At 50.4% G+C, this 22,864-nt stretch carries 24 protein-coding genes; 3 read left to right on the top strand and 21 right to left on the bottom strand.

Going from position 1 to position 22,864, the window contains the following annotated elements; genetic code table 11:
- Positions 1–74: 74 nt before the first annotated feature.
- From GS601_RS13920 to GS601_RS13900, 5 genes are all read right to left on the bottom strand, one after another.
- A complete protein-coding gene (locus GS601_RS13920) occupies positions 75–1,436 on the bottom strand; it encodes an aminopeptidase P family protein (RefSeq protein WP_162423895.1) in 1,362 nt (453 codons plus the stop codon).
- A gap of 42 nt (positions 1,437–1,478) precedes the next feature.
- A complete protein-coding gene (locus tag GS601_RS13915) occupies positions 1,479–2,099 on the bottom strand; it encodes a TetR/AcrR family transcriptional regulator (protein WP_162423894.1) in 621 nt (206 codons plus the stop codon).
- Between the two features lie 81 nt (positions 2,100–2,180).
- Positions 2,181–2,588 carry a hypothetical protein gene (locus tag GS601_RS13910; RefSeq protein WP_162423893.1) on the bottom strand — a complete coding sequence of 136 codons (408 nt, stop codon included), beginning with the start codon at positions 2,586–2,588 and terminating at the stop codon, positions 2,181–2,183.
- On the bottom strand, positions 2,575–3,963 hold the full coding sequence (gene asnS / locus GS601_RS13905; RefSeq protein WP_162423892.1) for an asparagine--tRNA ligase: 1,389 nt from the start codon (positions 3,961–3,963) through the stop codon (positions 2,575–2,577). The genes GS601_RS13910 and asnS overlap by 14 nt, the downstream gene beginning before the upstream one ends.
- A gap of 10 nt (positions 3,964–3,973) precedes the next feature.
- Entirely contained in the window at positions 3,974–4,375 is a 402-nt protein-coding gene (locus GS601_RS13900) for a sll0565 family protein (protein ID WP_162423891.1), read from the bottom strand.
- A 58-nt stretch (positions 4,376–4,433) separates the two neighbouring features.
- On the opposite strand from GS601_RS13900, the gene GS601_RS13895 reads away from it, so the two are divergent.
- The gene (locus tag GS601_RS13895; protein WP_162423890.1) at positions 4,434–4,772 is read left to right on the top strand and encodes a DUF6439 family protein; all 339 of its coding nucleotides are present in this window, start codon (positions 4,434–4,436) and stop codon (positions 4,770–4,772) included.
- On the opposite strand, the gene GS601_RS13890 is transcribed toward GS601_RS13895, so the two are convergent.
- The 5 genes from GS601_RS13890 to GS601_RS13870 form a co-directional block, all read right to left on the bottom strand.
- The gene (locus GS601_RS13890; RefSeq protein WP_162423889.1) at positions 4,747–4,953 is read right to left on the bottom strand and encodes a hypothetical protein; all 207 of its coding nucleotides are present in this window, start codon (positions 4,951–4,953) and stop codon (positions 4,747–4,749) included. The two genes, GS601_RS13895 and GS601_RS13890, sit on opposite strands and share 26 nt — an antisense overlap.
- Positions 4,954–5,312: 359 nt before the next feature.
- Positions 5,313–5,762, bottom strand: a complete 450-nt coding sequence (locus GS601_RS13885; protein WP_162423888.1) for an ATP-binding protein — start codon at positions 5,760–5,762, stop codon at positions 5,313–5,315.
- Between the two features lie 413 nt (positions 5,763–6,175).
- Positions 6,176–6,781, bottom strand: coding sequence for a J domain-containing protein (locus GS601_RS13880; RefSeq protein WP_162423887.1), 606 nt, complete (start codon positions 6,779–6,781; stop codon positions 6,176–6,178).
- Positions 6,782–6,959: 178 nt separating this feature from the next.
- Positions 6,960–7,562, bottom strand: coding sequence for an ATP-dependent Clp protease proteolytic subunit (locus GS601_RS13875; RefSeq protein ID WP_162423886.1), 603 nt, complete (start codon positions 7,560–7,562; stop codon positions 6,960–6,962).
- A gap of 69 nt (positions 7,563–7,631) precedes the next feature.
- Positions 7,632–8,321, bottom strand: coding sequence for an ATP-dependent Clp protease proteolytic subunit (locus GS601_RS13870; RefSeq protein WP_162423885.1), 690 nt, complete (start codon positions 8,319–8,321; stop codon positions 7,632–7,634).
- Positions 8,322–8,545: 224 nt separating this feature from the next.
- Here GS601_RS13870 and GS601_RS13865 point away from each other — a divergent pair, with 224 nt between their 5' ends.
- Complete coding sequence (locus GS601_RS13865) at positions 8,546–9,799, top strand: vWA domain-containing protein (RefSeq protein WP_162423884.1); 1,254 nt, start codon at positions 8,546–8,548, stop codon at positions 9,797–9,799.
- 187 nt (positions 9,800–9,986) lie between these two features.
- Here the strand turns inward: GS601_RS13865 and GS601_RS13860 are convergent, their stop codons facing one another.
- The 4 genes from GS601_RS13860 to GS601_RS13845 form a co-directional block, all read right to left on the bottom strand.
- The gene (locus tag GS601_RS13860; RefSeq protein WP_162423883.1) at positions 9,987–12,161 is read right to left on the bottom strand and encodes a glutamine synthetase III family protein; all 2,175 of its coding nucleotides are present in this window, start codon (positions 12,159–12,161) and stop codon (positions 9,987–9,989) included.
- 128 nt (positions 12,162–12,289) lie between these two features.
- A complete protein-coding gene (ppk2, locus tag GS601_RS13855; protein ID WP_162423882.1) occupies positions 12,290–13,210 on the bottom strand; it encodes a polyphosphate kinase 2 in 921 nt (306 codons plus the stop codon).
- Between the two features lie 781 nt (positions 13,211–13,991).
- The gene (locus GS601_RS13850) at positions 13,992–14,195 is read right to left on the bottom strand and encodes a hypothetical protein (protein ID WP_202925080.1); all 204 of its coding nucleotides are present in this window, start codon (positions 14,193–14,195) and stop codon (positions 13,992–13,994) included.
- Between the two features lie 47 nt (positions 14,196–14,242).
- Complete coding sequence (locus GS601_RS13845; RefSeq protein WP_162423881.1) at positions 14,243–15,349, bottom strand: PIN/TRAM domain-containing protein; 1,107 nt, start codon at positions 15,347–15,349, stop codon at positions 14,243–14,245.
- Between the two features lie 344 nt (positions 15,350–15,693).
- On the opposite strand from GS601_RS13845, the gene hemW reads away from it, so the two are divergent.
- Positions 15,694–16,932, top strand: coding sequence for a radical SAM family heme chaperone HemW (gene hemW, locus GS601_RS13840; RefSeq protein WP_162423880.1), 1,239 nt, complete (start codon positions 15,694–15,696; stop codon positions 16,930–16,932).
- A 39-nt stretch (positions 16,933–16,971) separates the two neighbouring features.
- On the opposite strand, the gene dps is transcribed toward hemW, so the two are convergent.
- The 7 genes from dps to GS601_RS13805 form a co-directional block, all read right to left on the bottom strand.
- Positions 16,972–17,547 carry a DNA starvation/stationary phase protection protein Dps gene (gene dps, locus GS601_RS13835; RefSeq protein WP_162423879.1) on the bottom strand — a complete coding sequence of 192 codons (576 nt, stop codon included), beginning with the start codon at positions 17,545–17,547 and terminating at the stop codon, positions 16,972–16,974.
- A gap of 248 nt (positions 17,548–17,795) precedes the next feature.
- Positions 17,796–18,518, bottom strand: a complete 723-nt coding sequence (locus tag GS601_RS13830; RefSeq protein ID WP_162423878.1) for a phosphatase PAP2 family protein — start codon at positions 18,516–18,518, stop codon at positions 17,796–17,798.
- Between the two features lie 105 nt (positions 18,519–18,623).
- Positions 18,624–19,433, bottom strand: coding sequence for a 2-succinyl-6-hydroxy-2,4-cyclohexadiene-1-carboxylate synthase (gene menH, locus GS601_RS13825; RefSeq protein WP_338017040.1), 810 nt, complete (start codon positions 19,431–19,433; stop codon positions 18,624–18,626).
- 86 nt (positions 19,434–19,519) lie between these two features.
- The gene (locus GS601_RS13820) at positions 19,520–19,924 is read right to left on the bottom strand and encodes a hypothetical protein (protein WP_162423877.1); all 405 of its coding nucleotides are present in this window, start codon (positions 19,922–19,924) and stop codon (positions 19,520–19,522) included.
- A gap of 88 nt (positions 19,925–20,012) precedes the next feature.
- The gene (gene ureC, locus GS601_RS13815) at positions 20,013–21,722 is read right to left on the bottom strand and encodes an urease subunit alpha (protein WP_162423876.1); all 1,710 of its coding nucleotides are present in this window, start codon (positions 21,720–21,722) and stop codon (positions 20,013–20,015) included.
- Positions 21,719–22,138, bottom strand: a complete 420-nt coding sequence (locus GS601_RS13810) for a HEPN domain-containing protein (protein WP_162423875.1) — start codon at positions 22,136–22,138, stop codon at positions 21,719–21,721. The genes ureC and GS601_RS13810 overlap by 4 nt, the downstream gene beginning before the upstream one ends.
- The gene (locus GS601_RS13805) at positions 22,125–22,445 is read right to left on the bottom strand and encodes a nucleotidyltransferase domain-containing protein (protein ID WP_162423874.1); all 321 of its coding nucleotides are present in this window, start codon (positions 22,443–22,445) and stop codon (positions 22,125–22,127) included. Before GS601_RS13805 ends, GS601_RS13810 begins: the two co-directional genes overlap by 14 nt.
- Between the last annotated feature and the right edge of the window lie 419 nt (positions 22,446–22,864).

Raw genomic sequence — 22,864 nt, 5'->3', positions numbered from 1 at the left:
CTCTCCTTGTGGGAGGGGCTAGGGTGAGGGCAGATCTGGGACTCATACTCAGATTCAGCAACGACCCTGAAAGCTCATCTGTCTACCCACTGCTCAATCTGCTCGGCATCGGTCGGTAGAGCGGCAGTCAAGACCTCTGAGCCATCGTCAGTGACCAGCACATCATCTTCAATACGGATTCCGCGCACATCAGAAAAGTCTGCAAGGCGCTCCCAGTTTACCCAATCTTGATAGGTTTCGCGCCGTTTTGGATCGTCTAAAAGGGCTGGAACTTGATAAAACCCAGGCTCGATTGTGACAACCATTCCCGCCTGTAACAGACGATCGAGTCTTAGATATTCCAATCCGAAGCGATCGCTACGCCTCCTCCCCGCTTCATACCCTGCCAAATCGCCCAGATCTTCCATGTCATGCACATCTAAACCCAGAAGATGCCCAACGCCGTGAGGAAAAAATAAAGCATGGGCATCTTTTTCAACGAGATCGACGGCATTGCCCTTGAGAATGCCGAGATCGATCAGTCCTTCTGCGATCGTATGACAGGCTAATAGATGAATATCTCGATATTCTACACCCGGACGAATCTGCGCGATCGCCTGATCCTGGGCTGCCAACACCACGTCATACAGCGCCCGTTGCGTCGGCGAAAATCTCCCCGATGTCGCCCAGGTGCGAGTCACATCAGACGCCCATCCAGTGCCGGTTTCGGCTCCCACATCTGCCAATACCAAATCGCCCGGCTTCACCGCATGATGATAGGTCTCGTTATGCAACACCTCGCCGTGCACCGTCACAATGCTGTTATAGGCACAGGTCATGTTGTGGGAGAGAATCAGACCTTCCATTGCGGCTCGGATTTGCGCTTCAACCGTTGCGTTTGGGGTGGCAGCCATTCCCGCTTTATGGGCTGAGAGGGTAACTGCGATCGCAGATCGAATTTCACTCAAAGCTGCTGCATCGTGAGTGGAGCGGAGAGTTACGATCGCCTGAGCCAGCCTTAAATCTTCACCGTGAGGGGCGTCAGCAGGCGCAATCGATCGTGATAACAGGCGAGATTGCTCTAGCTGCGTTGCCAGATCGGGAGCCGCGATCGTTGCTGCATCCGCAAATCTTTTTAGTTTCTCAAGCGAATAAGCGGCATCGGCTCCAATTTGGGCAGCAACAGTTTCTCGTGGTAGAGACGCACCATGCCACAATGCGCTTGCCGGACTCGCTTCATCCATAAACAGCGTGAGCTTGCCCGATTCTAACCGAATGACGGCATTCTCTAAGGGCAAACCCGCAAAATAGAGAAAATGGCTACTTGCCCGAAACGGATAGGTGTTCGCGCGAAAATTCCGCAACCGGCGTTGACCAGACCAGAGCAACACTGGAACGTCGATCAAGTCCGCCAACCGTTGACGACGTACTGTGAGCGTATCGGCAAGAGAAACCATAAGAATGGGGTCATCTTAGATCAGGTCTGATCACCACTCTATCTAGCTTTCACGGTTTTGTAAGACTCCGTTGAGAAAAATATCAGCGATGCCCTCTGCCATTTCTTTCATCTCATGGGGGGAACTGCCGGGAACCATAATCGTATCTTGGCTAAACCCAGCGATCGTAAACATGCCCAAAAACACCCGTGCCACCATTTTAGGATTCATGGGACGGTAAATGCCTTGATCCATCGCCGTTTGAAAGAACGCCTCGGCAACGCCCATCATTTTCTCAACCACGTCTTTTTCAATGCGATCGCGCAAGTCAGGATGAAACTGCGCTTCCATAAAACACACTTTGAAGAGATCCGCGTTTTGATGCAGATTCATCATGCGGCGGCGCATCACTTGAGCTACGGCTTTATAGCTCCCCATTTCGCTTAGCTCGGTCAGCAGATCGGTGAGAATCTCGATCCAGCCCTGGGTTGCCACTTCGATGAGAATCGCTTTTTTATTGGTGAAATGCCGAAACAGCGTTCCTTCTGCGACCCCTGCTTTTTCGGCCAAATCGCGGGTCGTTGCGCCATCGTAGCCCTGATGAGCAAACAGCTTGAGGGCAGCCTTGAGAATGCGGGTTCGGGTTTGATCCTCGGTTTGGGAGGTTCGATTCAAAATTGCCATGAGCTTGGCGCGATCGCAGCGTAGTAGGGTTACGCCTATTTTGCAAGGAAATGATTGCGATCGCGTCAAGCGTTATGGAGTTTACAGATTTGAACCGGTGGCTTGCGTCAATTGGCGACACAAATTTGTCAAAAATTCCAGTTCATCACAAGCGCGTTCTAGCTGATAGGTCGGCAGGGTCGGTGCCAGCACGGTGTAAACTTCCACCGCTTCTTCGAGCAAATGAACCGCCTCATCAAGCGTCACATCCTCTAGATGAGCGGCTCGGTCTTTGAGGTTGCGAGGAGGTATCCAATCAACGCTATCGGGTGCCAAGCGCTCTGATTTGTCAGACGGTGAAGCCATCATAAAATTTTCTTGCCCTAGGGCAAGGCGTCTAGCCAAAAGATCAGACCCAGCGAGGTCAGAATCTAAGAATGAGGGCAAGAGACGCGATCGCAGATCCACCAACGGGATCACCTGATCGGAGGATTGTTTAAAATTCAACACTTAGCGGTGCTCTAGGGAACGGAATTACATCTCGAATATTCCCCATTCCGGTCATAAACTGAACTAAGCGCTCGAAGCCCAGCCCAAACCCAGCGTGGGGAACCGTGCCATAGCGCCGCAGATCAAGGTACCACCAATAGTCTGCCGGGTCGAGTCCTTGCTGTCGAATTCGCCGCTCTAGAACGTCTAATCGTTCTTCTCGTTGAGAGCCGCCGATGATCTCGCCAATCTTGGGCACTAAAATATCCATGGCTCGCACGGTCTGCTCGTCGTCGCTCAGGCGCATATAAAACGCTTTGATCTCGGTGGGATAGTCAGTAACGATCGTCGGTTTTTTGAACAACTCTTCTGCCAAATAGCGCTCGTGCTCTGATTGCAGGTCTAGCCCCCACTCGACGGGATACTCGAAGGTCTTGCCAGCATTTTGAAGTTGTGCGATCGCATCGGTATAGGTCAGCCGCTCAAATTCGGTGTTGATAATATTTTCAGCCGTTGCCAGCACCGAGTTATCAATCCGCGCATTAAAGAATTCCATATCTTCAGGGCAGGTTGCCATCACCTGCTTAAAGATGTGCTTGAGAAAGGCTTCTGCCAAATCCATATCGCCTTCGAGGTCACAAAATGCCATTTCTGGCTCTACCATCCAAAATTCAGCCAAATGGCGAGATGTGTTAGAGTTTTCGGCGCGGAAAGTCGGACCAAACGTGTAAACATTGCTGAACGCCATCGCCATGATTTCGGCTTCAAGCTGTCCGCTCACGGTGAGATAGGTCGGCTTCCCAAAAAAATCTTTGCTGTAATCGACTTCTTTCTGCGCTGTCATCGGCACTTGCTTTAAATTCAAACTCGTCACCGCAAACATTTCGCCTGCCCCTTCACAGTCGCTCGCCGTTAGCACCGGGGTATGCACCCAGAGAAAACCCTGATCTTGAAAGAATTGATGAATCGCAGTGGCGCAGGCATTGCGGACGCGGAAAACAGCGCCAAGGGTGTTGGTGCGCGATCGCAGATGCCCAATCTCTCGCAAAAATTCAAAAGAGTGCCGTTTTTTCTGAAGCGGATACGTTTCGGGATCGGCTTCCCCAAACACGGCAACCGAGTCGGCTTTTACCTCAATGCGCTGCCCTTTCCCCAGCGACGGAACCAGCACCCCAGACACTTCCACAGAGGCACCTGTGCTAAGCCGCTTGATCGCCTCCTCATATCCGGGCACGGTTTGGTTAATCACCACTTGCAGCCCCGCCATTGAGGAGCCATCATTCACCTCGATAAACGAGAATCCTTTTTGTTCGCGCTTGGTGCGTACCCAGCCTTGAATCGTTACAGATTCGTCAGGTTGTCCAGTGCGAAGCAGTTCTACAATACGTCGAGCCATAGCAAGAAGTTTAGGGAGTAAAGGACTGGGGAGGGGGGGTGGGGGGGGTGGGGGCTTTGATTGTCCAAAAGGCAAGACACCAGCCAAGCACAAGCCCAGCGCCACCAAATCGCACCGCTTGCCAGAACACCTCCTTCAAGCCTGACCAAGAGAAGAGACGGCTTTCGAGATCGAGTTCTAGGGCGTCTAGGTTTTGTTCAATGTTACGCAATTCTACTTGAAGCTCAGGAGATTTGCCTTGCCTAAGCACCGCTTTGAGGTCTTGCTGCCGCTGTTGCAACTGCGATCGCTGCTGTTGGTCTCGCAGAACTTGGGCATGGCGTTCCTTGAGTTCGTGAAGCGATCGCTCTAGGCTGGTTAAGGATTGCTCGAAGGTTGGCTCATCCGGTGGAGAATTTTGGGAAGACTGCATTTCCGCGCCAGATCGGTAAAAATAACGGTAGACCGATTTATTTTACCCAACCATTCCTATGTCAGACGCCCCAAAGCTTGAGCGATCCGTAATTTCCACGAATAGTATTTCCACGAGTAAGCTCTCAGACGTTAGCACCGTAGAGCTAGCCCAAGCCCTGGTCGAACGATTGAGCATCGGCGATCGCGATTGGCACCGGCTCAAGTCTGATCGAAAGGCGCGATCGCGCGAACAAACCGTCGCCGCGTTGATGCTGCTGCTCAAAGATCAACCCGAAGAAGCACTAGCCCGGCTACAGCAAGCGGTCGGATGGCTCGATCGCTCGATCTCTGCACCGCCCTGCCCAACTCATGGGTCTAGAAAACAGCCCTCTAGGGTTGAGCCATCTGACGTTTAGCATTCACCCGACGCTGAAAATCTGCCGGACAAGCCGTTCCATGTACCTGTGCAGAGGCTTCTACCCCTAGATTTGCTCTCGCGGCTGGCGTCGCCACGGCGTGCGAGATAGGCTGGCACAACAGGGTCAAAAGACACGAACACCCAGCTAACAACAACAACTCTAATCGCTTTGTTTCCATTAAACTTCATTCCCTACTGGGATCGTACAAATCCGCCTTGCCAAGATAGCAAAATTTTAAGTCGATGCGGCGTTTTATCTCAATACTCAGGACTCTTGAAGGGCAGACCGAAGCAAATGTTCCGTTGAGCCTGGTTCTAAAGAGTTGACAGTTGAAAAAATAGTGCTAAAGTACTAAAAATAATCTGAGGGCGAAGCTACTAAAGATAATCCTGAGGACTAAAGCAACGCATAAGGAGTAACGTCAAACGCTACTCTACCAAAGATAACTTGCCTACTATAGAGACCTAAAGCTAACTTTAGGCAAGCCCTAAAGTATTGAAGTATTGTGAGCGATCCCCACTCCCAAAGTACCAAAGTCTAGAGGGCTAGAGACAATCTTGAGAGGTAAGTCACTTGTTTGCAGAGTTTTAGTTCTGTTCCCTCACTGTTCCACTGCACCCGATCAAAGACTTGATGGAGAATATATAGCCCCCGCCCACACTCGCATTTGTCGCAAGGCAGATGCTCTTCAATGGTGTCTTCGCTGTCTTCCGGAGGTTCAAACCCGGCTCCTTGATCAGAGATCACCCACCAATACTCATTCGCGATCGTTGAAAACTGCACCAAAACTTTTTTGCCAGGATCTAAGTTATTGCCATGCTTGGCGGCGTTAACCAATGCCTCTTGCAATCCCAAGCGCACCTCGTCTCTCAAACGACTCGGCACTTTGGTTAGCAGCAAATCCAGAATCGGCACAAGATAAAGCGTAGACGGAAAACTGACTGTGTTCCAATTGCGCCCAGCCGGACGCGGTGAAATAGCGATCACTCAAAGAACCCCGCAGTTTTCAAGTGGACAAGCATACTCTTATTAAGCAGTCTCGTGAGGAACACGTAGCGATATCTAACTCAGATTCGACGCCTGGCAGAAATTCAAAATTGAAACTTTATGGGTCAGACCTATCAGTAGCGCCTCTGATAGCCAGAACTTAAGCTGATTATACTAGGTATACTTTTAATAAAAGGTTCGTCAGGAACTACCGAGCAGATCTTTATTCGTATCTCTATTATACCAAACAATGTTTAAGAACGCACACCTTCAGAGGTAGCACAGGGATGAAGGAGAATGGAGGTTCGCCATTTGGCAGATGCGCGATTTCAGCGTTTAGAGCAAGAAACCTCTGCTTGAGGAGCGTTGAGACCTCTACCACAAGTAGCCCCTCGCCGTAAAATCACCTATCGTTATCGGCGATGATAAATCCCTTGCTCAAGCCGATGGAAGTCTCGTTCAACTTCTGCCCACAGCGACCGATTATGGGGATCAGTCCGAAGCGCCTTCTTGAGGTAGACACGGGCTTTCTCAAACTCTTGGGTCTGAATGAGGTGATGCCCCCACCGTTGATAGGTGATTGCCTGCCACTGACGGACTTCTAGATCTTCGGGAAGCCGCTGCGCTAACCCCTCGACCAGCGCGATCGCTCTGGGAAAACGGTTTGTCTTAAACAACTGCTGCAACTGCTCGTAGGAACTCTGCTTGAGATATTTATCGGTGAGCGACAAATCGAGATTTTGCTGAACCGGGCTTGGCTTGGGCGCAGGCGGCTTACGGGTTACCACCACATCTGCTGGCTCAGCAGGAGACGAGGCAGCTTGAGCGGTAGGATGGACAGCAGAAAGCAAAAACCGATAAGCTTCTGTCACCCGAATAAACCGATCTTTCGCCCGTTCGTCGTTGGGGTTGACATCAGGGTGGAGTTGCCTCACCAATCGGCGGTAAGATGCCTTGATCTCTTCGTAAGAAGCACCTGTTCTCAACCCTAACAATCGATAGCAATCTGCGAGGTTCATTAAGACAAACAAAATGGCAGAACTACTTGAATTCTGCCATTTTTAGAGGGAATTGGTGAATTTAGCCTGAAATAAAGCTCAAATTTAAGGCGCGATCGCTCCCCCACTTCTGGTATGTCTCTCCAATAATCGTTGAGGAGTGGCTGGAACTGCGATCGCTAGACCCCAAATTCTGACTCTAACTTTGAGTAACCGTCTCGATCACCTTATCGATCAGCCCATATTCTTTCGCTTCTTGAGCAGACAGGAAATAATCGCGATCGGTGTCTTTTTGGATCTTCTCAATCGTTTGACCCGTCCGATCTGCCAAAATCCCGTTCAATTGGTGGCGAATCCGCAAAATCTCGCGAGCTTCAATTTCAATATCGCTCGCTTGTCTACGCCCCGTCCCTCCCAAAGGTTGGTGAATCATAATCCGCGCATGAGGTAAGGCAAAACGCTTACCTTTCTCACCTGCTGCCAGCAGAAACGCGCCCATTGAAGCTGCCAAGCCTACACAGATCGTAACAACAGGCGACTTAATGTGCTGCATGGTGTCATAGATCGCCATTCCTGCGGTGACAGAACCCCCTGGAGAGTTGATGTAAATGGAGATTGGCTTGTTGTTATCATCCGAGTCGAGATAGAGCATCGCGGCGATAATCGAGTTTGCCAGCGAGTCCGTCACTTCTTGACCTAGAAAAATGATTCGCTCTTGGTTGAGGCGGGTGTAAATATCGATCCAGCGTTCATAAGTGCTACCAGGAAGACGGTACGGAACGCTGGGAACGCCAATAGGCATAAGAGTAGCTCCTTGCGGGGTTGAGGTGTAGAGTGGAAAAATGCGAAGGTTCCAAGCCTTCACAAAAGATTAAGCTGCGCCGGCGGGGATCGCGTTTGGAAGCTCTTTGACACTTTCTACGACCCGATCGATCAGACCGTATTCTTTAGCGTCATAGGGGGTCATATACAGCATCCGATCGGTATCTTTGGCTAACTTCTCAATCGGCTGTCCGGTGTTGGTAGACAAAATATCAAGCAGCGATCGCTTGTTGTCTAAAACTTCCTTTGCCCGGATTTGGATATCGGTGGCTTGCCCTTGCGCGCCAGATCTCGGCTGGTTTAGCACAATGGTGGCATGAGGCAAACTTGCCCGGAATCCTTTCGTGCCAGAAGACAAGATCAAGGCTGCCGTACCCATCGCCTGACCAATACAGATGGTATGCACGGGGGGCTTGATGTACTGGATCGTGTCGCAGATGGCAAAGGCTTCGGTTTCAAACCCGATCGCGTCGCCATCGTACCAAGAGGTGCCCGTAGAGTTGATGTAAAAGCGAATGGGCTTTTCGGGATCATCAAACTGGAGATAGAGCAACTGGGCAATAATCAATTCGGTGACATCAATGCCGACTCTGCGTTTGACATCATCGGAAGAAAATAAAGGTAGCCCTAAGTAAACAATTCGCTCTTTGAGCAAAAGCGAGGGCATGTCCGGCGGTGGAGTGCGGACATAAGCTTCTCCATAAAAAGAAGATTGAACAGCCGTAATCGGTGATTCCATAGCGAGTGATGCCTGAAACAATGGCGCTCTATCTATGGTAGCGCGTGAGAGAAGGAATAAAGACAGGACACCTTCGGCAACGATTTTGAAGTAGGAATAGGAGATCGTAGGAGGGTTTGCGAAACGGTAGAGGTTTTTGGTGTAGATGTTTTTAATGGGCGATTCGGGTTTACGATCGCTGCTACATCTTGCCTTATCGTTGTTTTCTACCCCGGAGTCTCGCTATGCAAGTCAGCTTGAAGTATGCGCTCAGTGATGCTCAAGTCGATGCAACTCAACCCAACAGTCAGCGTCAAGTTGCGTTCTCGATTTCGGCGGTTCCCGAAGCGTTAGGGCGGACTGTCCCGCTTAATCTTTGCCTGGTGTTGGATCAGAGCGGCTCGATGGAAGGAAAATCGTTATCCACCGTCAAGCAGGCGGCGCAGCGCTTGATCGATGGGCTATCACCGGGCGATCGCATCTCGATTGTGACGTTCAACCACAAAGCCACGGTGCTGCTGCCCAACCAAATTGTGGACGATCCGGCAACGTTGAAACGGTCGCTGCAACGGTTGGAGGCATCGGGAGGCACAGCGATCGATGAAGGTCTGCGGCTAGGAATTGAAGAAATTGCCAAAGGTAAAAAAGATGCGATTTCACAGCTTTTCTTGCTGACCGATGGCGAAAATGAGCATGGCAGCAACGATCGCTGTCTCAAACTGGCTCAAGTGGCAACGGGGTACAATTTGACCCTCAATTCCCTGGGGTTTGGCAGTTCTTGGAATCAAGATATTCTAGAAAAGATCGCGGATGCGGGAGGCGGAACCCTATCCTATATTCAGCAGCCAGAGCAAGCCATGGCAGAATTTGGGCGGCTGTTTAGTCGAGTTCAGGCAGTGGGGTTGACCAATGCTTTTTTAACCTTGACGGTAGCGCCCGGCGTGCGGTTGGCAGAAATGAAGCCCCTCGCCCAAGTTGCTCCTGACACGATCGAGCTTTTGATCCAGCAGGACGGCAACCAAGCGATCGCGCGGTTGGGCGATTTGATGATGGATGTACCGAGAGTGATTTTGGCAAACCTATATGTGAATCAGTTGCCTGAAGGGAAAACGGCGATCGCCCATGCCCAACTGCGCTACGACGATCCCACCTCAGGGCAAGAAGGTTTGGTTTCAGAGAGCTTTCCGGTAGAAGTGGCAGCTTCAGCGCTGTATCAGCCGATGATTGACGCTGAGGTGCAACAACATATTCTGGCATTGGCAAAATATCGGCAGACTCAGATTGCAGAGATGAAATTGCAGCAGGGCGATCGCGCTGGAGCGGCGACAATGTTGCAAACGGCTGCCAACACCGCCCTCCAAATGGGCGATCAAGGCGGAGCAACGGTTTTGCAGATCAATGCCACGCGGTTGCAGTCTGGTGAAGTACTCTCTGAGGCGGATCGAAAGAAAACTCGTCTGGTGTCGAAAACGATTTTGCAACCCGAAGAATCAGAATAAAATTCTAGGTAAGCAAGGTGCAGAGTTTTTGACTAATCTATCAACACGCTAGAAAACAATACCCAAAGGGCTTTAGCGGTATGGGAGCACTTCAGCGCGATCGCAATCTAGGAAACCTTGATTACCCTCGCAAAGGTCACTCACAGTAGCAACCTTTGCGAGCATGAAGCGATGAGACAAGGGCTGGTTACTTGATAAACAGCATCTCTTGATACGTCGGCAGCGGCCATAAATCATCTGCTACTTCACCTTCTAGAGCATCGGCATATTCCCGCACCGTATCCATCAACGGACGGACGGTTTTAGCGCAAAACTGCATATGATCCTCAGTAGAAGGAAAACTGTGCTTGCTCAAAATGTCGATGAGTTGGGTCACGGCATCCATCATCGACTTTGCCAACATTGCTACCTTGGTGGCACTCTCCTTGTCTAGCTCAATGCCGATCGCGCCAGCGTTCGCGATCGTAGTCGAAAGCTCTGACAAATAGCGCATGGCGGCAGGGTAGATAATGGTCTTAGCGATGCTTACTACCAGCTTAGCCTCCACCTCGATCGACTGGATATATTGCTCTGAATAGGCTTCAAACCGGCTGGCAAGCTCTACCGGAGAAAGCACACCCACCTGCTCAAACAAGTTTTTGATGTACTCTTGCTGCAACACAGGCAACGCATCGGCGGTGGTCTTGAGGTTGGGCAAGCCGCGTTCTTCAACCGCCACTTTGTGCCATTCTTCCGAGTAGCCGTTGCCATTAAAGACCACAGCACCGTGATCGGTCATCACTTCTTTGAGAATGGCATGAATCGCTACATTGAGATCAATTCCCTCCGCCAACTGGCTTTCTAACTGATCAGCCATCCAGTTAAGAGAATCTGCCAGCACCGTATTCATCGCCACTAGAGGACCCGCAACCGATTGCCCAGAGCCAACGGCGCGAAACTCAAAGCGATTTCCGGTAAAGGCAAACGGAGAGGTGCGGTTGCGATCGCCCGGATCTTTGGGGAAAACCGGCAGCGTGTCTACCCCCAAATTCATCACCCCTTTGCTTTGAGATCCCGTCACGTCCCCTTGCACAATCTGATCAAAAACATCCTGCAATTGTTCGCCTAGATAAACTGAGATAATGGCAGGCGGCGCTTCGTTTGCCCCCAGCCGATGATCGTTGCTGGCAGAAGCAATCACGGCTCTTAGCAGCGAAGCGTATTTGTGGACACCCCGAATCACAGCCCCGCAGAACACGAGAAACTGTACATTTGAGTGGGGAGTGTCGCCCGGATCAAGCAAATTTCCTTGGGTCGCATTGCCAACCGACCAGTTAACGTGTTTTCCAGAACCATTGACCCCAGCAAACGGCTTTTCGTGCAGCAAGCAGACAAACCCATGCCGCTTGGCTGTATTTCGCAAAATGGTCATAATTAGCTGCTGGTGGTCACTAGCGACGTTGGCAGCTTCAAAAAATGGCGCGATCTCAAACTGTCCAGGGGCAACCTCGTTGTGGCGAGTCTTCGCCGGAATTCCCAAGCGGTACAGTTTTTCTTCAACGTCTTGCATAAAGACTTGCACCCGTTCGGGAATCGCCCCAAAATAGTGATCGTCAAATTGTTGACCCTTTGCCGGTGCTTTGCCAAACAGGGTTCTGCCCGAAAGCAATAGATCCGGGCGAACGCTGGCAAAACTAGCATCCACCAAAAAGTATTCCTGCTCTGCCCCACAGCTAGAGTTGACGGTGGCAATTTCAGAATAGCCCAACAACTTCAGCACGCGGGTTGCGGCTTTACTCATCGCCGCATTAGAGCGCAAGAGCGGGGTTTTCTTGTCGAGGGCTTCCCCCGTCCAAGAGACAAACACGGTGGGAATGCACAACGTCACGCCATTGTCGGTTTCCATGACAAAGGCAGGGCTGGTGACATCCCACGCGGTATAGCCCCGTGCTTCAAAGGTAGAGCGAATGCCACCATTGGGGAACGATGAGCCATCGGGTTCGCCCTGAACAAGCACTTTACCCGCAAACTCGGAGATCACCGTGCCGTCGCTCTGCACCGAGATAAAGCCATCGTGCTTTTCAGCGGTGGCATTGGTGAGCGGGTAGAACATGTGAGAGTAGTAGAGTGCCCCTTTCGAGATTGCCCAGTCTTTCATGGCAACCGCAACCACATCTGCTACCGAACCATCTAGCGGTTCTCCGCTTCTGATGGTTTTGTGCAAAGATTTGAAGACAGATTTGGGCAGGCATTCTTGCATCTTGTTCAACGTGAAGACATCTGACGCCCACATGTCCTCTAACCGTCCGGGCATTTTAACCACAGAGAGTTTGCGGCTGTTAATTGTGTTGATGGCTTGAGAGCGCAACTCATTTCCACTCATAGTTTTTTCTGCTGAAGGGTTTAGATGTAGGGTGATCGGGCTTTGAAGAGAGTGACGCCTCTCGGTTCCTCAAAGAAATGAGAAACGGTGAGCCGCGTCCGTTCAAACATGGGGTAGGGCAAGCCGGGTTAGTAAACGTGCGGCACAAAAAATTGCTCGTTGCGGGGTGGGCGCACATAGTCTTTGGGGGCAGCAGAGCGCGGGGGTAGCTCCATTGGCTCAGGAGTCATGTCGGTGTAGGGGACTTTGCTCAAAAGATGGCTGATGCAGTTGAGGCGAGCCGCCTTTTTGTCGTCGGCTTCAACGGTGAACCAGGGAGCTTCGGGAATATTGGTATATGCCAGCATGGTGTCTTTGGCTTTCGAGTATTCCACCCAGCGATCGCGCGATTCTAAGTCCATGGGGCTAAGTTTCCATCGGCGGGCGGGGTCAATGGTGCGAGACTGAAACCGGCGCTCTTGTTCGTCATCACTGACGGAAAACCAATATTTCAGCAGTCTGATCCCCGATCGCACGAGCATCCGCTCAAACTCTGGGCAAGAGTTGAGAAACTCGCCGTATTGCTCGTCTGTGCAGAAGCCCATCACATGTTCAACGCCTGCCCGGTTATACCAACTGCGATCGAACAAGGCAATCTCTCCTGCCGCAGGAAGATGCTCAACATAGCGCTGGAAATACCACTGGGTTTTTTCGCGATCGGAGGGGGTTCCCAACGCCACCACCCGGCAGCCACGGGGGTTGAGCGGTTCGGCAATTCGCTTGATGGTTCCGCCTTTGCCAGCGGCATCGCGCCCTTCAAACAGGATCACCATGCGATCGCCGGTGTGCTTAATCCAATACTGCATTTTGACGAGTTCAGTTTGCAGGCGCGTCAGTTCTCGCTCGTACTCCTTTTTGGCTAATTTCTTTTGCTTAGGTGATTCGCCTTCAAGATAAACCGGAACCTTAGCATGTTTCTTCAGTTTCTTCTGTTTGTTTGAACCGGGTTTAGCAGGGGTTTCCAGGTCGATGGTTGAAGAGTCAGAACCGTTGAGTTGCTGTGGTTTCATGAAGGTATTTCCTGTAACAATCGGTAGAATTTAGCGAAGATTCCAGTGGCTTTTTGCCAAACCGTCACGATGGGATACAGACAACAAAAGGGAGAAAAACTGCACCAAATTGATCTTCCTTTCTTATCTCTCTGTCAGAAAAGGTCTAAAGAATTTGCCCATCGACCCCCCTGCCTAAGGCATCCCCCCTTGGTCAGGAGGAACTTTCCGGCTCCCCTCCTGACTCAGGAGAGGTTGGGGGAGGTCGCACATCTGTCGCATTTACAGATTAATTTGGTATGAAGGCTGCGATCGCAACCTCCAGTTTCCTGACCTCAAAAGCCTCTGCGTAGTTGCCCTTACGTTATTCCCAGTAAAGGCTAGAAACAGAGGGCTTTTTGTATTAAGAAATACCAGATGCGGAGAAATTAAAAAGTTTAGGCGAGTCAACGATTTGCAAGCAGATCAAGATAGCAATTGCCAACTTTAACGGCAAGATGCGGTTAGTAAATTTGGGATGCGAGCAAAAACACAATATTGAACTGAGCAATATTTAGCCGCCCTACATAGGGTTGCCACTAGCGGCGTTGAGTCTTCCTTTCCTCGTTTGAAGCACGACGATGCATCACCTGCGTCGTTGAAGAAAACAAGATTAATCTTGAGGATTTTGCCAGATGTTGGGCTACTTATCAGCTAAGTTGAGCCATGAAGGAGTTAAGCAGACTCGATGGCAAAGATAGCCGCTACCAAGCCTCTCTGAACTGATCATCACCCTGGTACAACGTCAGACATTTCAAAACGGTCAGCGCTTCTGTGCTTTCCAAGTGCCGCTATAGGTATACAGCCGCTTATTCCGGCTCACATGTTCCCAGCAGTCACGGCACACAAACCACCACTCGCCCGATGCATCGAACTGGACGTGGTAGAGGACAGGAACCACTTTTTCGCAGAGAGAACAGGCTTTTTCGTGAGAGCGAACCACAGAGCGAACTACAGAACGAACCATAGAGAACGCACAAAACGGCGCGAAGATTTGATTTTTAGCACACTCTGCTAGGCATAGCCTTCACTTGCGCCCCTAGCGCTGATCGCAGAAGCCTTGGGCTTGGCAAAAATCATGCGACCTGCCGAGGTTTGCAGCGAGCTTGTCACAGTCACCTGAAGTTCGTCGCCCACAAACTGACGCCCTTCCTCAACCACAACCATTGTGCCATCTTCGAGATAGCCAATGCCTTGGGCTGGCTCTTTTCCTTCTCGCAAAATTTTCAAGTCAATGCTATCGCCCGGAAGATAAGTCGGGCGCATGGCTTGAGTTAAATCATTCACATTGAGCACGGGCACTTTCTGCACCGTGGCAACTTTATTGAGGTTATAGTCTGTAGTCAGCAGTGCGCCGTTAATATCTTGCACAAGCCGAACCAACTTAGCATCGACCGTCTGCACATCTTCATAGTCCGCAGGGTGAATCATCACCCGATCGGGATAAGCTTCTCGAATGGCGTTGAGAATATCTAGCCCCCGCCGCCCTCGAACTCGCTTTTGATCGCTAGACGCATCTGCCACCTGCTGCAATTCTTGTAGCACAAACTGAGGAACAAGCAGTTGCCCTTCTAGAAAGCCCGTGTCGAGCAGTTGAGCAATGCGACCATCAATAATACAACTGGTATCGAGCACTTTGGTGGTTGCAGACTTGATCGTGCCCTCAGCCAAAAGCAGAGCTTCTACACTGCTAGGACTGATGAGCCGCAGCAGCGATCGCCCATGGAGGTCGGCGAGGGATACGCCAGAAACCGCAAACAAAATACTACCGAGAACCGCAGCAAGGGGCTTAATAAACGAAAACTCTGAAGGAATGGGCAGGAGAAAAATCGGAGCGAGCAGCAAATTTGCCACCAACAAACCAACCACCAAGCCGACAGAGCGACTCAGCAGCACATCGGCTGGCAAGTCACGAATATGCCGTTGTAGGCGGCGGAATCCTGCTTGGGCTGAAATGCCGAAAGCGAAGCCAATGAGCGCCCCAAACCCGGCTAGCACGATCCGCAGCGAGCCGGGATCGGTTGCCTGTTGGAGGAGATTTCCGGGGAGGGCTTCGATCCCGTGATAGCCAATTCCCGCCCCTGCTAGAATGAAGGAAATAATAATGACTGCATCAATCATAGGACTGAATGTTGGGAGAGGGATGCGCTAAGTCTTGTAAAATTTAGCACAGTTAAATAGGGGGTTAAGACCATTTAATGATGATAGAAATAAGGATAAAAGAAGAACGATTGGATGAATCTTAACCATTCGCTTAACCTGGCATCATTATATCTACGAATGAATCGATTTGCGCTGTCTGTGCCTTGCCCCATGGACGGTTTACCGCCCAAATCTTCGTAGTTTGTGATACAAATCGAAGCAATTTTAAGCCGAGATCAGGGGGATCGGTTGTGTGGAACCCAATTAAAGACTGTTCGTTGAGAATTGGCAATAAATATTATTCAAGTGATGCTTAAGAAGTAATGGAATTTAATAGTCCAAGCTCGGCATATGTTCACATTCCGTTTTGCCGCCGCCGATGTTTTTACTGTGATTTTCCTATTTCCGTAGTGGGGGATCGGCGCAATGGGACAACTTCCACTGCGATCGCACACTATACCGATGCCCTCTGCTCCGAAATTCGCCTCACGCCTGCGCTCGGTAAACCGCTCAAAACCGTGTTCTTTGGCGGCGGCACCCCTTCTCTGCTCTCGGTAGCTCAACTCAACCAAATTCTCGCGGCGTTGGATCAGCACTTTGGCATAGACGACGATGCCGAAATCTCGATGGAGGTCGATCCGGGCACGTTTGACTTGGCGCAAATCCGGGGATACCGGGCAGCAGGCGTCAATCGAGTGAGTTTAGGTGTTCAAGCGTTTCAGGCGGAGTTGCTGAGCATGTGCGGCAGAACTCATACGGTAGACGATGTGTATGCCGCAATGGATCTGATTCGTCAGGTTGGGCTTGAGAACATCAGCCTGGACTTGATTTCGGGATTGCCCAACCAAACTGTTGAGCAGTGGCAAGCGTCGTTGGAATGCGCGATCGCCCTGTCTCCCACGCACCTATCGGCGTATGATCTCACGATCGAGCCGCAGACGGTCTTTGGCAAACAATACAGCCCAGGGGCAGCGCCCTTGCCATCCGACGAACTCACCGCCGCTATGTATTGCACCGCCGATCGCGTCTTGACAGCAGCGGGCTACCAGCATTATGAAATCTCCAACTATGCCCAACCGGGCTATCAGTGTCGTCACAATCGGGTGTACTGGGAAAACCGCTCATTTTATGGCTTTGGTATGGGTGCAACGAGTTATGTGAACGGCGATCGCAGGTCTCGACCTCGCAAAACCAAGGAATACTACGAGTGGCTCGATCAGCAGCAGCACCATCCCTCGGCGCTCAGCATACCTGAAGCCGTTCCATCTGAGATGTTGCTAGACACGTTGATGGTGGGTCTTCGCCTTGCCGAGGGCTTGAGCCTAGAACGACTGGCGCAGCAGTTTGGGGCCGCCTGCGTTAGCAAAATTTGGATTTGCTTGAAACCCTATCAACGCGCCGGATGGGTTGAAGTGGTTGGAACGGATGACACGTTGCTGCCGACAGAGGTGCCCACACACACCGGACGGTTACGGCTGACCACCCCAGAAGGATTTTTGTTTTCTAACGTGGTGTTGGTAAAACTGTTTGAGCAGTTTGATCACAGCAGTGGAGATGAATGATCTGCGATCGCGCTGAGGGTCACCCTTCAAGACCATCGCTTATTTAAGCTTCGACTTTGATTTTTTGCCATCAGATTTGCTATGCGCTGGCGGAGCACCATTGGAGGCTGCCGCGATCGCGGATTCTGCTTGCAAATGCGCTTCTAAAAACCAGAGGCGCTTATCGATCGCCCTCGACACTTCGGTATAGAGATCCGCCGTGTCTGCATCGCCCAAGTCATCGGTTGAGGCAATGCCATCGCGGACAATTTTTGCATAGATAGCGTAGCGATCGGCTAATGCCGTGACATGAGATTTGCCATCGAGGATCTCAACCGGATATTCTGGCAGAGCCGAGGTTTGAGCGGCAATGCGGGCGGTGCCAAAAGCAGTGCCGCCGAGGGCTGTAACCCGTTCTGCCACAAGATCAACAAATTCTTCTAGCTCAGATGCCATCTCATCAAACAACTCGTGCAATTGATAAAAGTCCATCCCTTTGACGTTCCAATGCGCCTGCTTGACCTGAGTTTTGAGATCTAACGTAGATGCCAGGGTCTGATTTAGGATATCGATCGTTTCCGAGCGAACATTTGCAGCCATATCAATGCGGGTGTAATGCATGGGAGAGCTAGCCATTCTGTTTTGTCTCCTTGAACTAATTATTCTGATTATTCTGAAGTGATTACTCTCTGAAAGAACAGTTTAATAGAAAGCTTACTCAAATAAGAGGTTTGAAATAAAGATATAGGTCAACGCTGACAAAGGCACAGGCACCAAAACTCGCGTCCTGCGATCGCACGCTTAAACAACTCGCAAGCTTCGGCAATGTAGGAAATTGTAGACCTGGTAAACCGGGCATTTTTTATGACCAGCAACACCAAAATCTACTGTTCTGAACTGGGCAATTGATGACGCTGTTTATGAATTTCAAGACTCAGAAGACAGGCAACTAGCCAAACGAATCCAGCCGCATAACCCGCAACAATATCAGTTAGCCAATGCACGCCAAAATACAGGCGGCTAAAGCCAATTAATAAAATTAGAACTGCCGTTCCACTAATAATTTGGGTGCGCCATCGAGAAAGCCGACTCGCGAGTAAGTAACCAAATAAACCCAAAATCACCATCGAGAGCATCGCGTGTCCGCTCGGAAAGCTGTAAAAACGGACATCCACCGTTCGTGCCCACAACTGAGGACGATCGCGCTCAAACAACGTCTTGAGCAGCATATTTAGCCCCAGTGCCCCCACTGCCGCGATCGCAATGGTGAAGGCTTCAGGGCGGTGGCGACGCCAGATGAGCCATAGACTCACTAGCAAACACAACGCCACGAGAACTCCGGGATCGCCCACCGTTGTGATGCCCAGCATAATTGGGTTGAGCCACGGTTCTTGCACCTGCTGGATCGCAAACAAAACGCTGACATCAAAGGCGTAGGTTTCTTTTTCAAGCACGTCTTCTGCGATTTCAGCAAAGCCCCACAGCGCGATCGCGGCGAGTACTAACCCAGCGAGCCGAACCGCCGTCAACAGCGGCACGAAAGACAGCCCAACGCGCCGCCCCCAGGAAATTAGCGACTGACTTGCGTGGCGAATAAGCTTCAACATCACAGGATAAAAATTAGCGCTGAGAGATTAACTAAAATTCTCATGGGCAAGGTTTTAGCCTTCATCTAGCCAAAGTTAGAATCTTGCAGTTGCCAGCCCAAAAACTCAGGAGCAGATCAAAGGATCGCGATCGCAGAAGAAACTTTGGATACAGGATGCCATAAATTCGGGGTTTTCAAGATGCACGTTGTGCCCTGTGTCAGGCGAGATCGCAACGTGCAGAGTGGAGCACAGCATCGCCATTTCTTGATAGATTGTGATGAACTTGCGATCGCACGCTCCAACTACTCCCAACACCGGAGACTGATGCCGTGATAATTGCTGCCACAAGCTCGGTTGCATTCCTGTGCCCATACATCGAAGTGATGTAGCAAGCGTTGCAGGATCGTTTTTTAAGCGATTCTGAATCATTGTCTCAAACTGTGGGTGCTGCTTTAGAGATCGAAACAAGGGTTGCTCATACCACTCTGCCAAAAACCCAGCAAAATCGGTTTCCAAGCGTTGGGCGAGAGCAAAATCGTGATGTCGTCGTGCCACTCGTTCGGCTTCGGTTTTTAAGCCAGGGGAAGCCGATTCAAGCATCACCTTGGGAAACCGAGCATCATAGTGCAGCGCCAGATAGAGGGCTAACCGTCCGCCCATTGAGTAGCCCATCAGATAGGTGGGCGGCATGGCGAGATGATCGAGAAGCCGTATGATCGCCCTTGCCGTTGGCGCGATCGCATAGCATTCTTCTCCGCCTGCCACCTGAGTTTTACCGTGCCCTGGCAAATCGATTCTCAGGCAACAAAACCGCCCAGCCAGCAGAGAAACGACGGGATCAAACTCCTCGCTGCTGCCAAGAAAACCGTGGAGAAAGACCACGATCGGTAAGGTTCGATCCCCATCTAAAGTGTAATGGAGTAGATCAGACACAAGACCTATAGCGACTTTTTGTTTTTAGAACTCGTTGTTTTTAGAACTTGCAGTGTTTAGATATTGCAATCGTGCAGTTAGCTCTTTCACATGTCAAAATCGGTTACTCCCACAGTTCGCCGAATCTTGTTGTCAGCGCCAGCCTCTAGCACTTCTGTTGGGTAAAAATCTGTTTTCATTCCGATTGCATTTAGCAAAGTGATTGTAATTGGAACATGATTGACTAATATAACTTCTGCTAAGTAAATGTTCTTCGTTCCTGGGGGGGTATATTTTTCGCCCACTTGAAAGCCCTCCCGCTTGAGCAAAAACATGGCGTCGTCAAGGTTCATCCCTTTGCGGATGTGAGAGTTCATCTGGCTGTAAGCATATTTGTACTGGAAGTAAGGAAGTAAATCAATCGCTGCGATCGCGGCAAGGGGCAATAGCACCGTTAGCAGCACCGTCAACGGTTTTGGTAGCTTTAGCAAACGCATAGGCTCTGGAGTCATAGCAAAGATCACCTAAAAGAATGCACCTATCTCTACCTTCTCATATTCATTGATCAATTTTTGGTCGAGCCATGTCTTCCTTAAATTTTTAAAATAAGAAATACCGTTGCGCCATGGGTAAGACCGTTGCAGGTTCGCAGGTGAGCAGTTCTCCATCAGCGCGGACTTCGTAGGTTTCAGGATCGACTTCCATCTGCGGCAGGGCGTCATTGAGTTTCATGTCGCGCTTCGTTAGGGTGCGAACGCCTGAGACAGCCAGGGTTTTCTTGTGCAGCTTGAGTTTGTCGGGGATGCCTTTTTTGAGGGCAGCTTGAGAGAGAAACGTGAACGAGGTAGCTGCGATCGCACCTCCAAAACTACCAAACATCGGTCTCATGTGGACTGGCTGAGGCGTAGGAATACTGGCGTTAGCATCTCCCATTTGTGACCACGCAATCATTCCACCTTTGATCACCATTTCTGGTTTCACGCCAAACATTACCGGACGCCACACGCATAAATCTGCAATTTTACCCACTTCTACCGAGCCGACATACTCAGCGATGCCATGCGCGATCGCAGGATTGATCGTGTATTTTGCAATATAGCGTTTCGCTCTGTGATTGTCGTTACGTGATGAATCTTCGGCTAATGCCCCTCGTTGGACTTTCATTTTGTGTCCTGTTTGCCAGGTGCGGATGATCACTTCTCCGATGCGCCCCATGGCTTGAGAGTCAGACGATATCATACTAAATGCGCCCAAATCGTGGAGAATATCTTCTGCTGCGATCGTTTCTCGTCTGATTCGAGATTCCGCAAAAGCAACGTCTTCTGGAATGCTGGGATCAAGGTGGTGGCAGACCATCAGCATATCGAGGTGTTCGTCTAACGTATTCAGCGTATAAGGGCGAGTGGGATTGGTCGATGAAGGCAGCACATTTGCTTCGCCGCAGACTTTGATGATGTCGGGCGCGTGTCCGCCGCCTGCGCCTTCGGTATGATAGGTGTGAATGACGCGATTTTTGAATGCCGCGATCGTATCTTCGACAAACCCAGCTTCATTTAAGGTGTCGGTATGAATCGCGACTTGCACATCGTATTCGTCTGCCACAGTTAAGCAAGTATCGATCGCGGCAGGTGTCGTACCCCAATCTTCGTGGAGTTTTAAGCCCATTGCGCCTGCTTTAAGCTGTTCTTCGAGGGCAGCAGGTTGGCTGGTGTTGCCTTTGCCGAGAAATCCAATGTTCATCGGGAAGGCATCGGCAGCTTGAAGCATTCGGTAAATGTTCCAAGGGCCGGGAGTGCAGGTGGTGGCGTTGGTGCCTGCGGCAGGCCCGGTGCCGCCGCCGATCATTGTTGTGATGCCTGATGCGATCGCAACTTCGATCTGCTGCGGACAAATAAAGTGAATGTGCGAATCGATGCCGCCTGCGGTGAGGATCATCCCTTCCCCTGCGATCGCTTCGGTTCCAGGCCCAATAATGATGGTGATGTTGTCTTGGATGTAAGGATTTCCGGCTTTGCCGATCGCCGCAATTTTACCGTCTTTAATACCAATATCCGCTTTGACCACGCCCCACCAATCGAGGATCAGCGCGTTGGTGATCACCGCATCGACCGCGCCATCTTCGTTGGTAATGGGAGATTGTCCCATGCCATCGCGAATCACTTTGCCGCCGCCAAACTTCACCTCCTCGCCGTAGGTGGTGTAGTCTTGTTCGACTTCGATAATCAGTTCCGTATCGGCTAACCGGACGCGATCGCCCACAGTCGGACCAAAGGTTTCAGCGTAAGCGCGGCGATTCATGCGGTAACTCATGGGGATTCCTCTGAGAGTGTTTCGATAAGAGACTGTGCCCAGGTGAAAACTTGCTCTGCAAGCGCAACCGCTTGATCGTATTCTTCTTCAGTAATTGCTTCAGAGACACTAGGATATCTCCCAGCGAGAGCGTAGATGCTTAGTTCTATTACTGGATTCAGTGTTTCATCCCAATCTATTCCAGCCGTTTTAATGAGATTTGTTAGTGTCTCTAGATTGTGGGTGAATGGAAAGCGAATTCCTGCTTGCACAAGAACTGCTTTCATACTTTTTTCTGCTGCTTGTTGAGCATGAAAACAGAACGAGTCAAACAACACTTCTGGTAGCAAACGAGCCGATTGAGCAATTACTAAATCACTTTTAGCGTATCGTAACCAGTCCCTAGGACTGCCAATTTCAGGACTAAGAGGCTGCATAGACTTCTTTTCCTTCTCGGAGAACAGGATAATAGACGAGGCTAAAGTTATCCCCATATCTTTGGAGATCGTCTTCTGTCGCCACAACCACATCAACGGGAGTTCCAAAGCCAATCAAATTCATGTAGATCTTGCCTGCGGTGCGACGGCGATGTTGCCCTTCTGGCACGACAACCAACACGTCTAAATCACTGTCTGGCGTCATCTCTTCACGGGCGGCTGAACCAAATAAAATAATCCGAACGGGATTGGCGACGGCAACAATTCGCTGGACGAGTTCTGCGATCGTAGGTGAATCTGGTTTCATACGCCTGCTTTTACGATCTTCTAAACCGAATGTATCATACGGCGTTTCAACGCTGCACTCTCAAGTTCTTACAATGATTTTGTGTTCATCATTCCACTAGGAATTTCACTATCTTACAAGTATGTTCGATGCTGTATCGTATTTAGTATTGGCTTGAATGAAGTTAAAAATCTGCGTTTGAAGTTTCTGTTTCTCTTTCCAAAGCATGTTGGCATGATTGGCAGACTGAATCGCATATAACAGTTTAGGCTCAGGTGCAGAACGATAGAGCGATCGTGCATCTTCAAAAGGAATGTAGTCGTCTGCGGTTCCGTAGTTCCGTCTACAATGGAGAACTGAATGGTTTCTGCGATTGCACCATATTGCCTCAGAATTTGAGGCTGAGAATCAACCGGGCGTTTGTAATGGCTGAGGAGTGA

This window comes from Myxacorys almedinensis A, from assembly GCF_010091945.1.
GTDB classification, from domain to species: Bacteria; Cyanobacteriota; Cyanobacteriia; order Leptolyngbyales; family Leptolyngbyaceae; genus Myxacorys; species Myxacorys almedinensis.
This window is presented reverse-complemented; position numbering and strand designations above follow the sequence as displayed.

What these genes read in the sequence shown, in the direction of transcription:
- GS601_RS13920 (WP_162423895.1), bottom strand. Translation starts at nt 1,436, where the DNA reads ATGGTTTCTCTTGCCGATACGCTCACAGTACGTCGTCAACGGTTGGCG.
- GS601_RS13915 (WP_162423894.1), bottom strand. Translation starts at nt 2,099, where the DNA reads ATGGCAATTTTGAATCGAACCTCCCAAACCGAGGATCAAACCCGAACC.
- asnS (WP_162423892.1), bottom strand. Translation starts at nt 3,963, where the DNA reads ATGGCTCGACGTATTGTAGAACTGCTTCGCACTGGACAACCTGACGAA.
- GS601_RS13900 (WP_162423891.1), bottom strand. Translation starts at nt 4,375, where the DNA reads ATGCAGTCTTCCCAAAATTCTCCACCGGATGAGCCAACCTTCGAGCAA.
- GS601_RS13895 (WP_162423890.1), top strand. Translation starts at nt 4,434, where the DNA reads ATGTCAGACGCCCCAAAGCTTGAGCGATCCGTAATTTCCACGAATAGT.
- GS601_RS13890 (WP_162423889.1), bottom strand. Translation starts at nt 4,953, where the DNA reads ATGGAAACAAAGCGATTAGAGTTGTTGTTGTTAGCTGGGTGTTCGTGT.
- GS601_RS13880 (WP_162423887.1), bottom strand. Translation starts at nt 6,781, where the DNA reads ATGAACCTCGCAGATTGCTATCGATTGTTAGGGTTGAGAACAGGTGCT.
- GS601_RS13875 (WP_162423886.1), bottom strand. Translation starts at nt 7,562, where the DNA reads ATGCCTATTGGCGTTCCCAGCGTTCCGTACCGTCTTCCTGGTAGCACT.
- GS601_RS13870 (WP_162423885.1), bottom strand. Translation starts at nt 8,321, where the DNA reads ATGGAATCACCGATTACGGCTGTTCAATCTTCTTTTTATGGAGAAGCT.
- GS601_RS13865 (WP_162423884.1), top strand. Translation starts at nt 8,546, where the DNA reads ATGCAAGTCAGCTTGAAGTATGCGCTCAGTGATGCTCAAGTCGATGCA.
- GS601_RS13860 (WP_162423883.1), bottom strand. Translation starts at nt 12,161, where the DNA reads ATGAGTGGAAATGAGTTGCGCTCTCAAGCCATCAACACAATTAACAGC.
- ppk2 (WP_162423882.1), bottom strand. Translation starts at nt 13,210, where the DNA reads ATGAAACCACAGCAACTCAACGGTTCTGACTCTTCAACCATCGACCTG.
- GS601_RS13850 (WP_202925080.1), bottom strand. Translation starts at nt 14,195, where the DNA reads ATGGTTCGTTCTGTAGTTCGCTCTGTGGTTCGCTCTCACGAAAAAGCC.
- GS601_RS13845 (WP_162423881.1), bottom strand. Translation starts at nt 15,349, where the DNA reads ATGATTGATGCAGTCATTATTATTTCCTTCATTCTAGCAGGGGCGGGA.
- hemW (WP_162423880.1), top strand. Translation starts at nt 15,694, where the DNA reads ATGGAATTTAATAGTCCAAGCTCGGCATATGTTCACATTCCGTTTTGC.
- dps (WP_162423879.1), bottom strand. Translation starts at nt 17,547, where the DNA reads ATGGCTAGCTCTCCCATGCATTACACCCGCATTGATATGGCTGCAAAT.
- GS601_RS13830 (WP_162423878.1), bottom strand. Translation starts at nt 18,518, where the DNA reads ATGTTGAAGCTTATTCGCCACGCAAGTCAGTCGCTAATTTCCTGGGGG.
- GS601_RS13820 (WP_162423877.1), bottom strand. Translation starts at nt 19,924, where the DNA reads ATGACTCCAGAGCCTATGCGTTTGCTAAAGCTACCAAAACCGTTGACG.
- ureC (WP_162423876.1), bottom strand. Translation starts at nt 21,722, where the DNA reads ATGAGTTACCGCATGAATCGCCGCGCTTACGCTGAAACCTTTGGTCCG.
- GS601_RS13810 (WP_162423875.1), bottom strand. Translation starts at nt 22,138, where the DNA reads ATGCAGCCTCTTAGTCCTGAAATTGGCAGTCCTAGGGACTGGTTACGA.
- GS601_RS13805 (WP_162423874.1), bottom strand. Translation starts at nt 22,445, where the DNA reads ATGAAACCAGATTCACCTACGATCGCAGAACTCGTCCAGCGAATTGTT.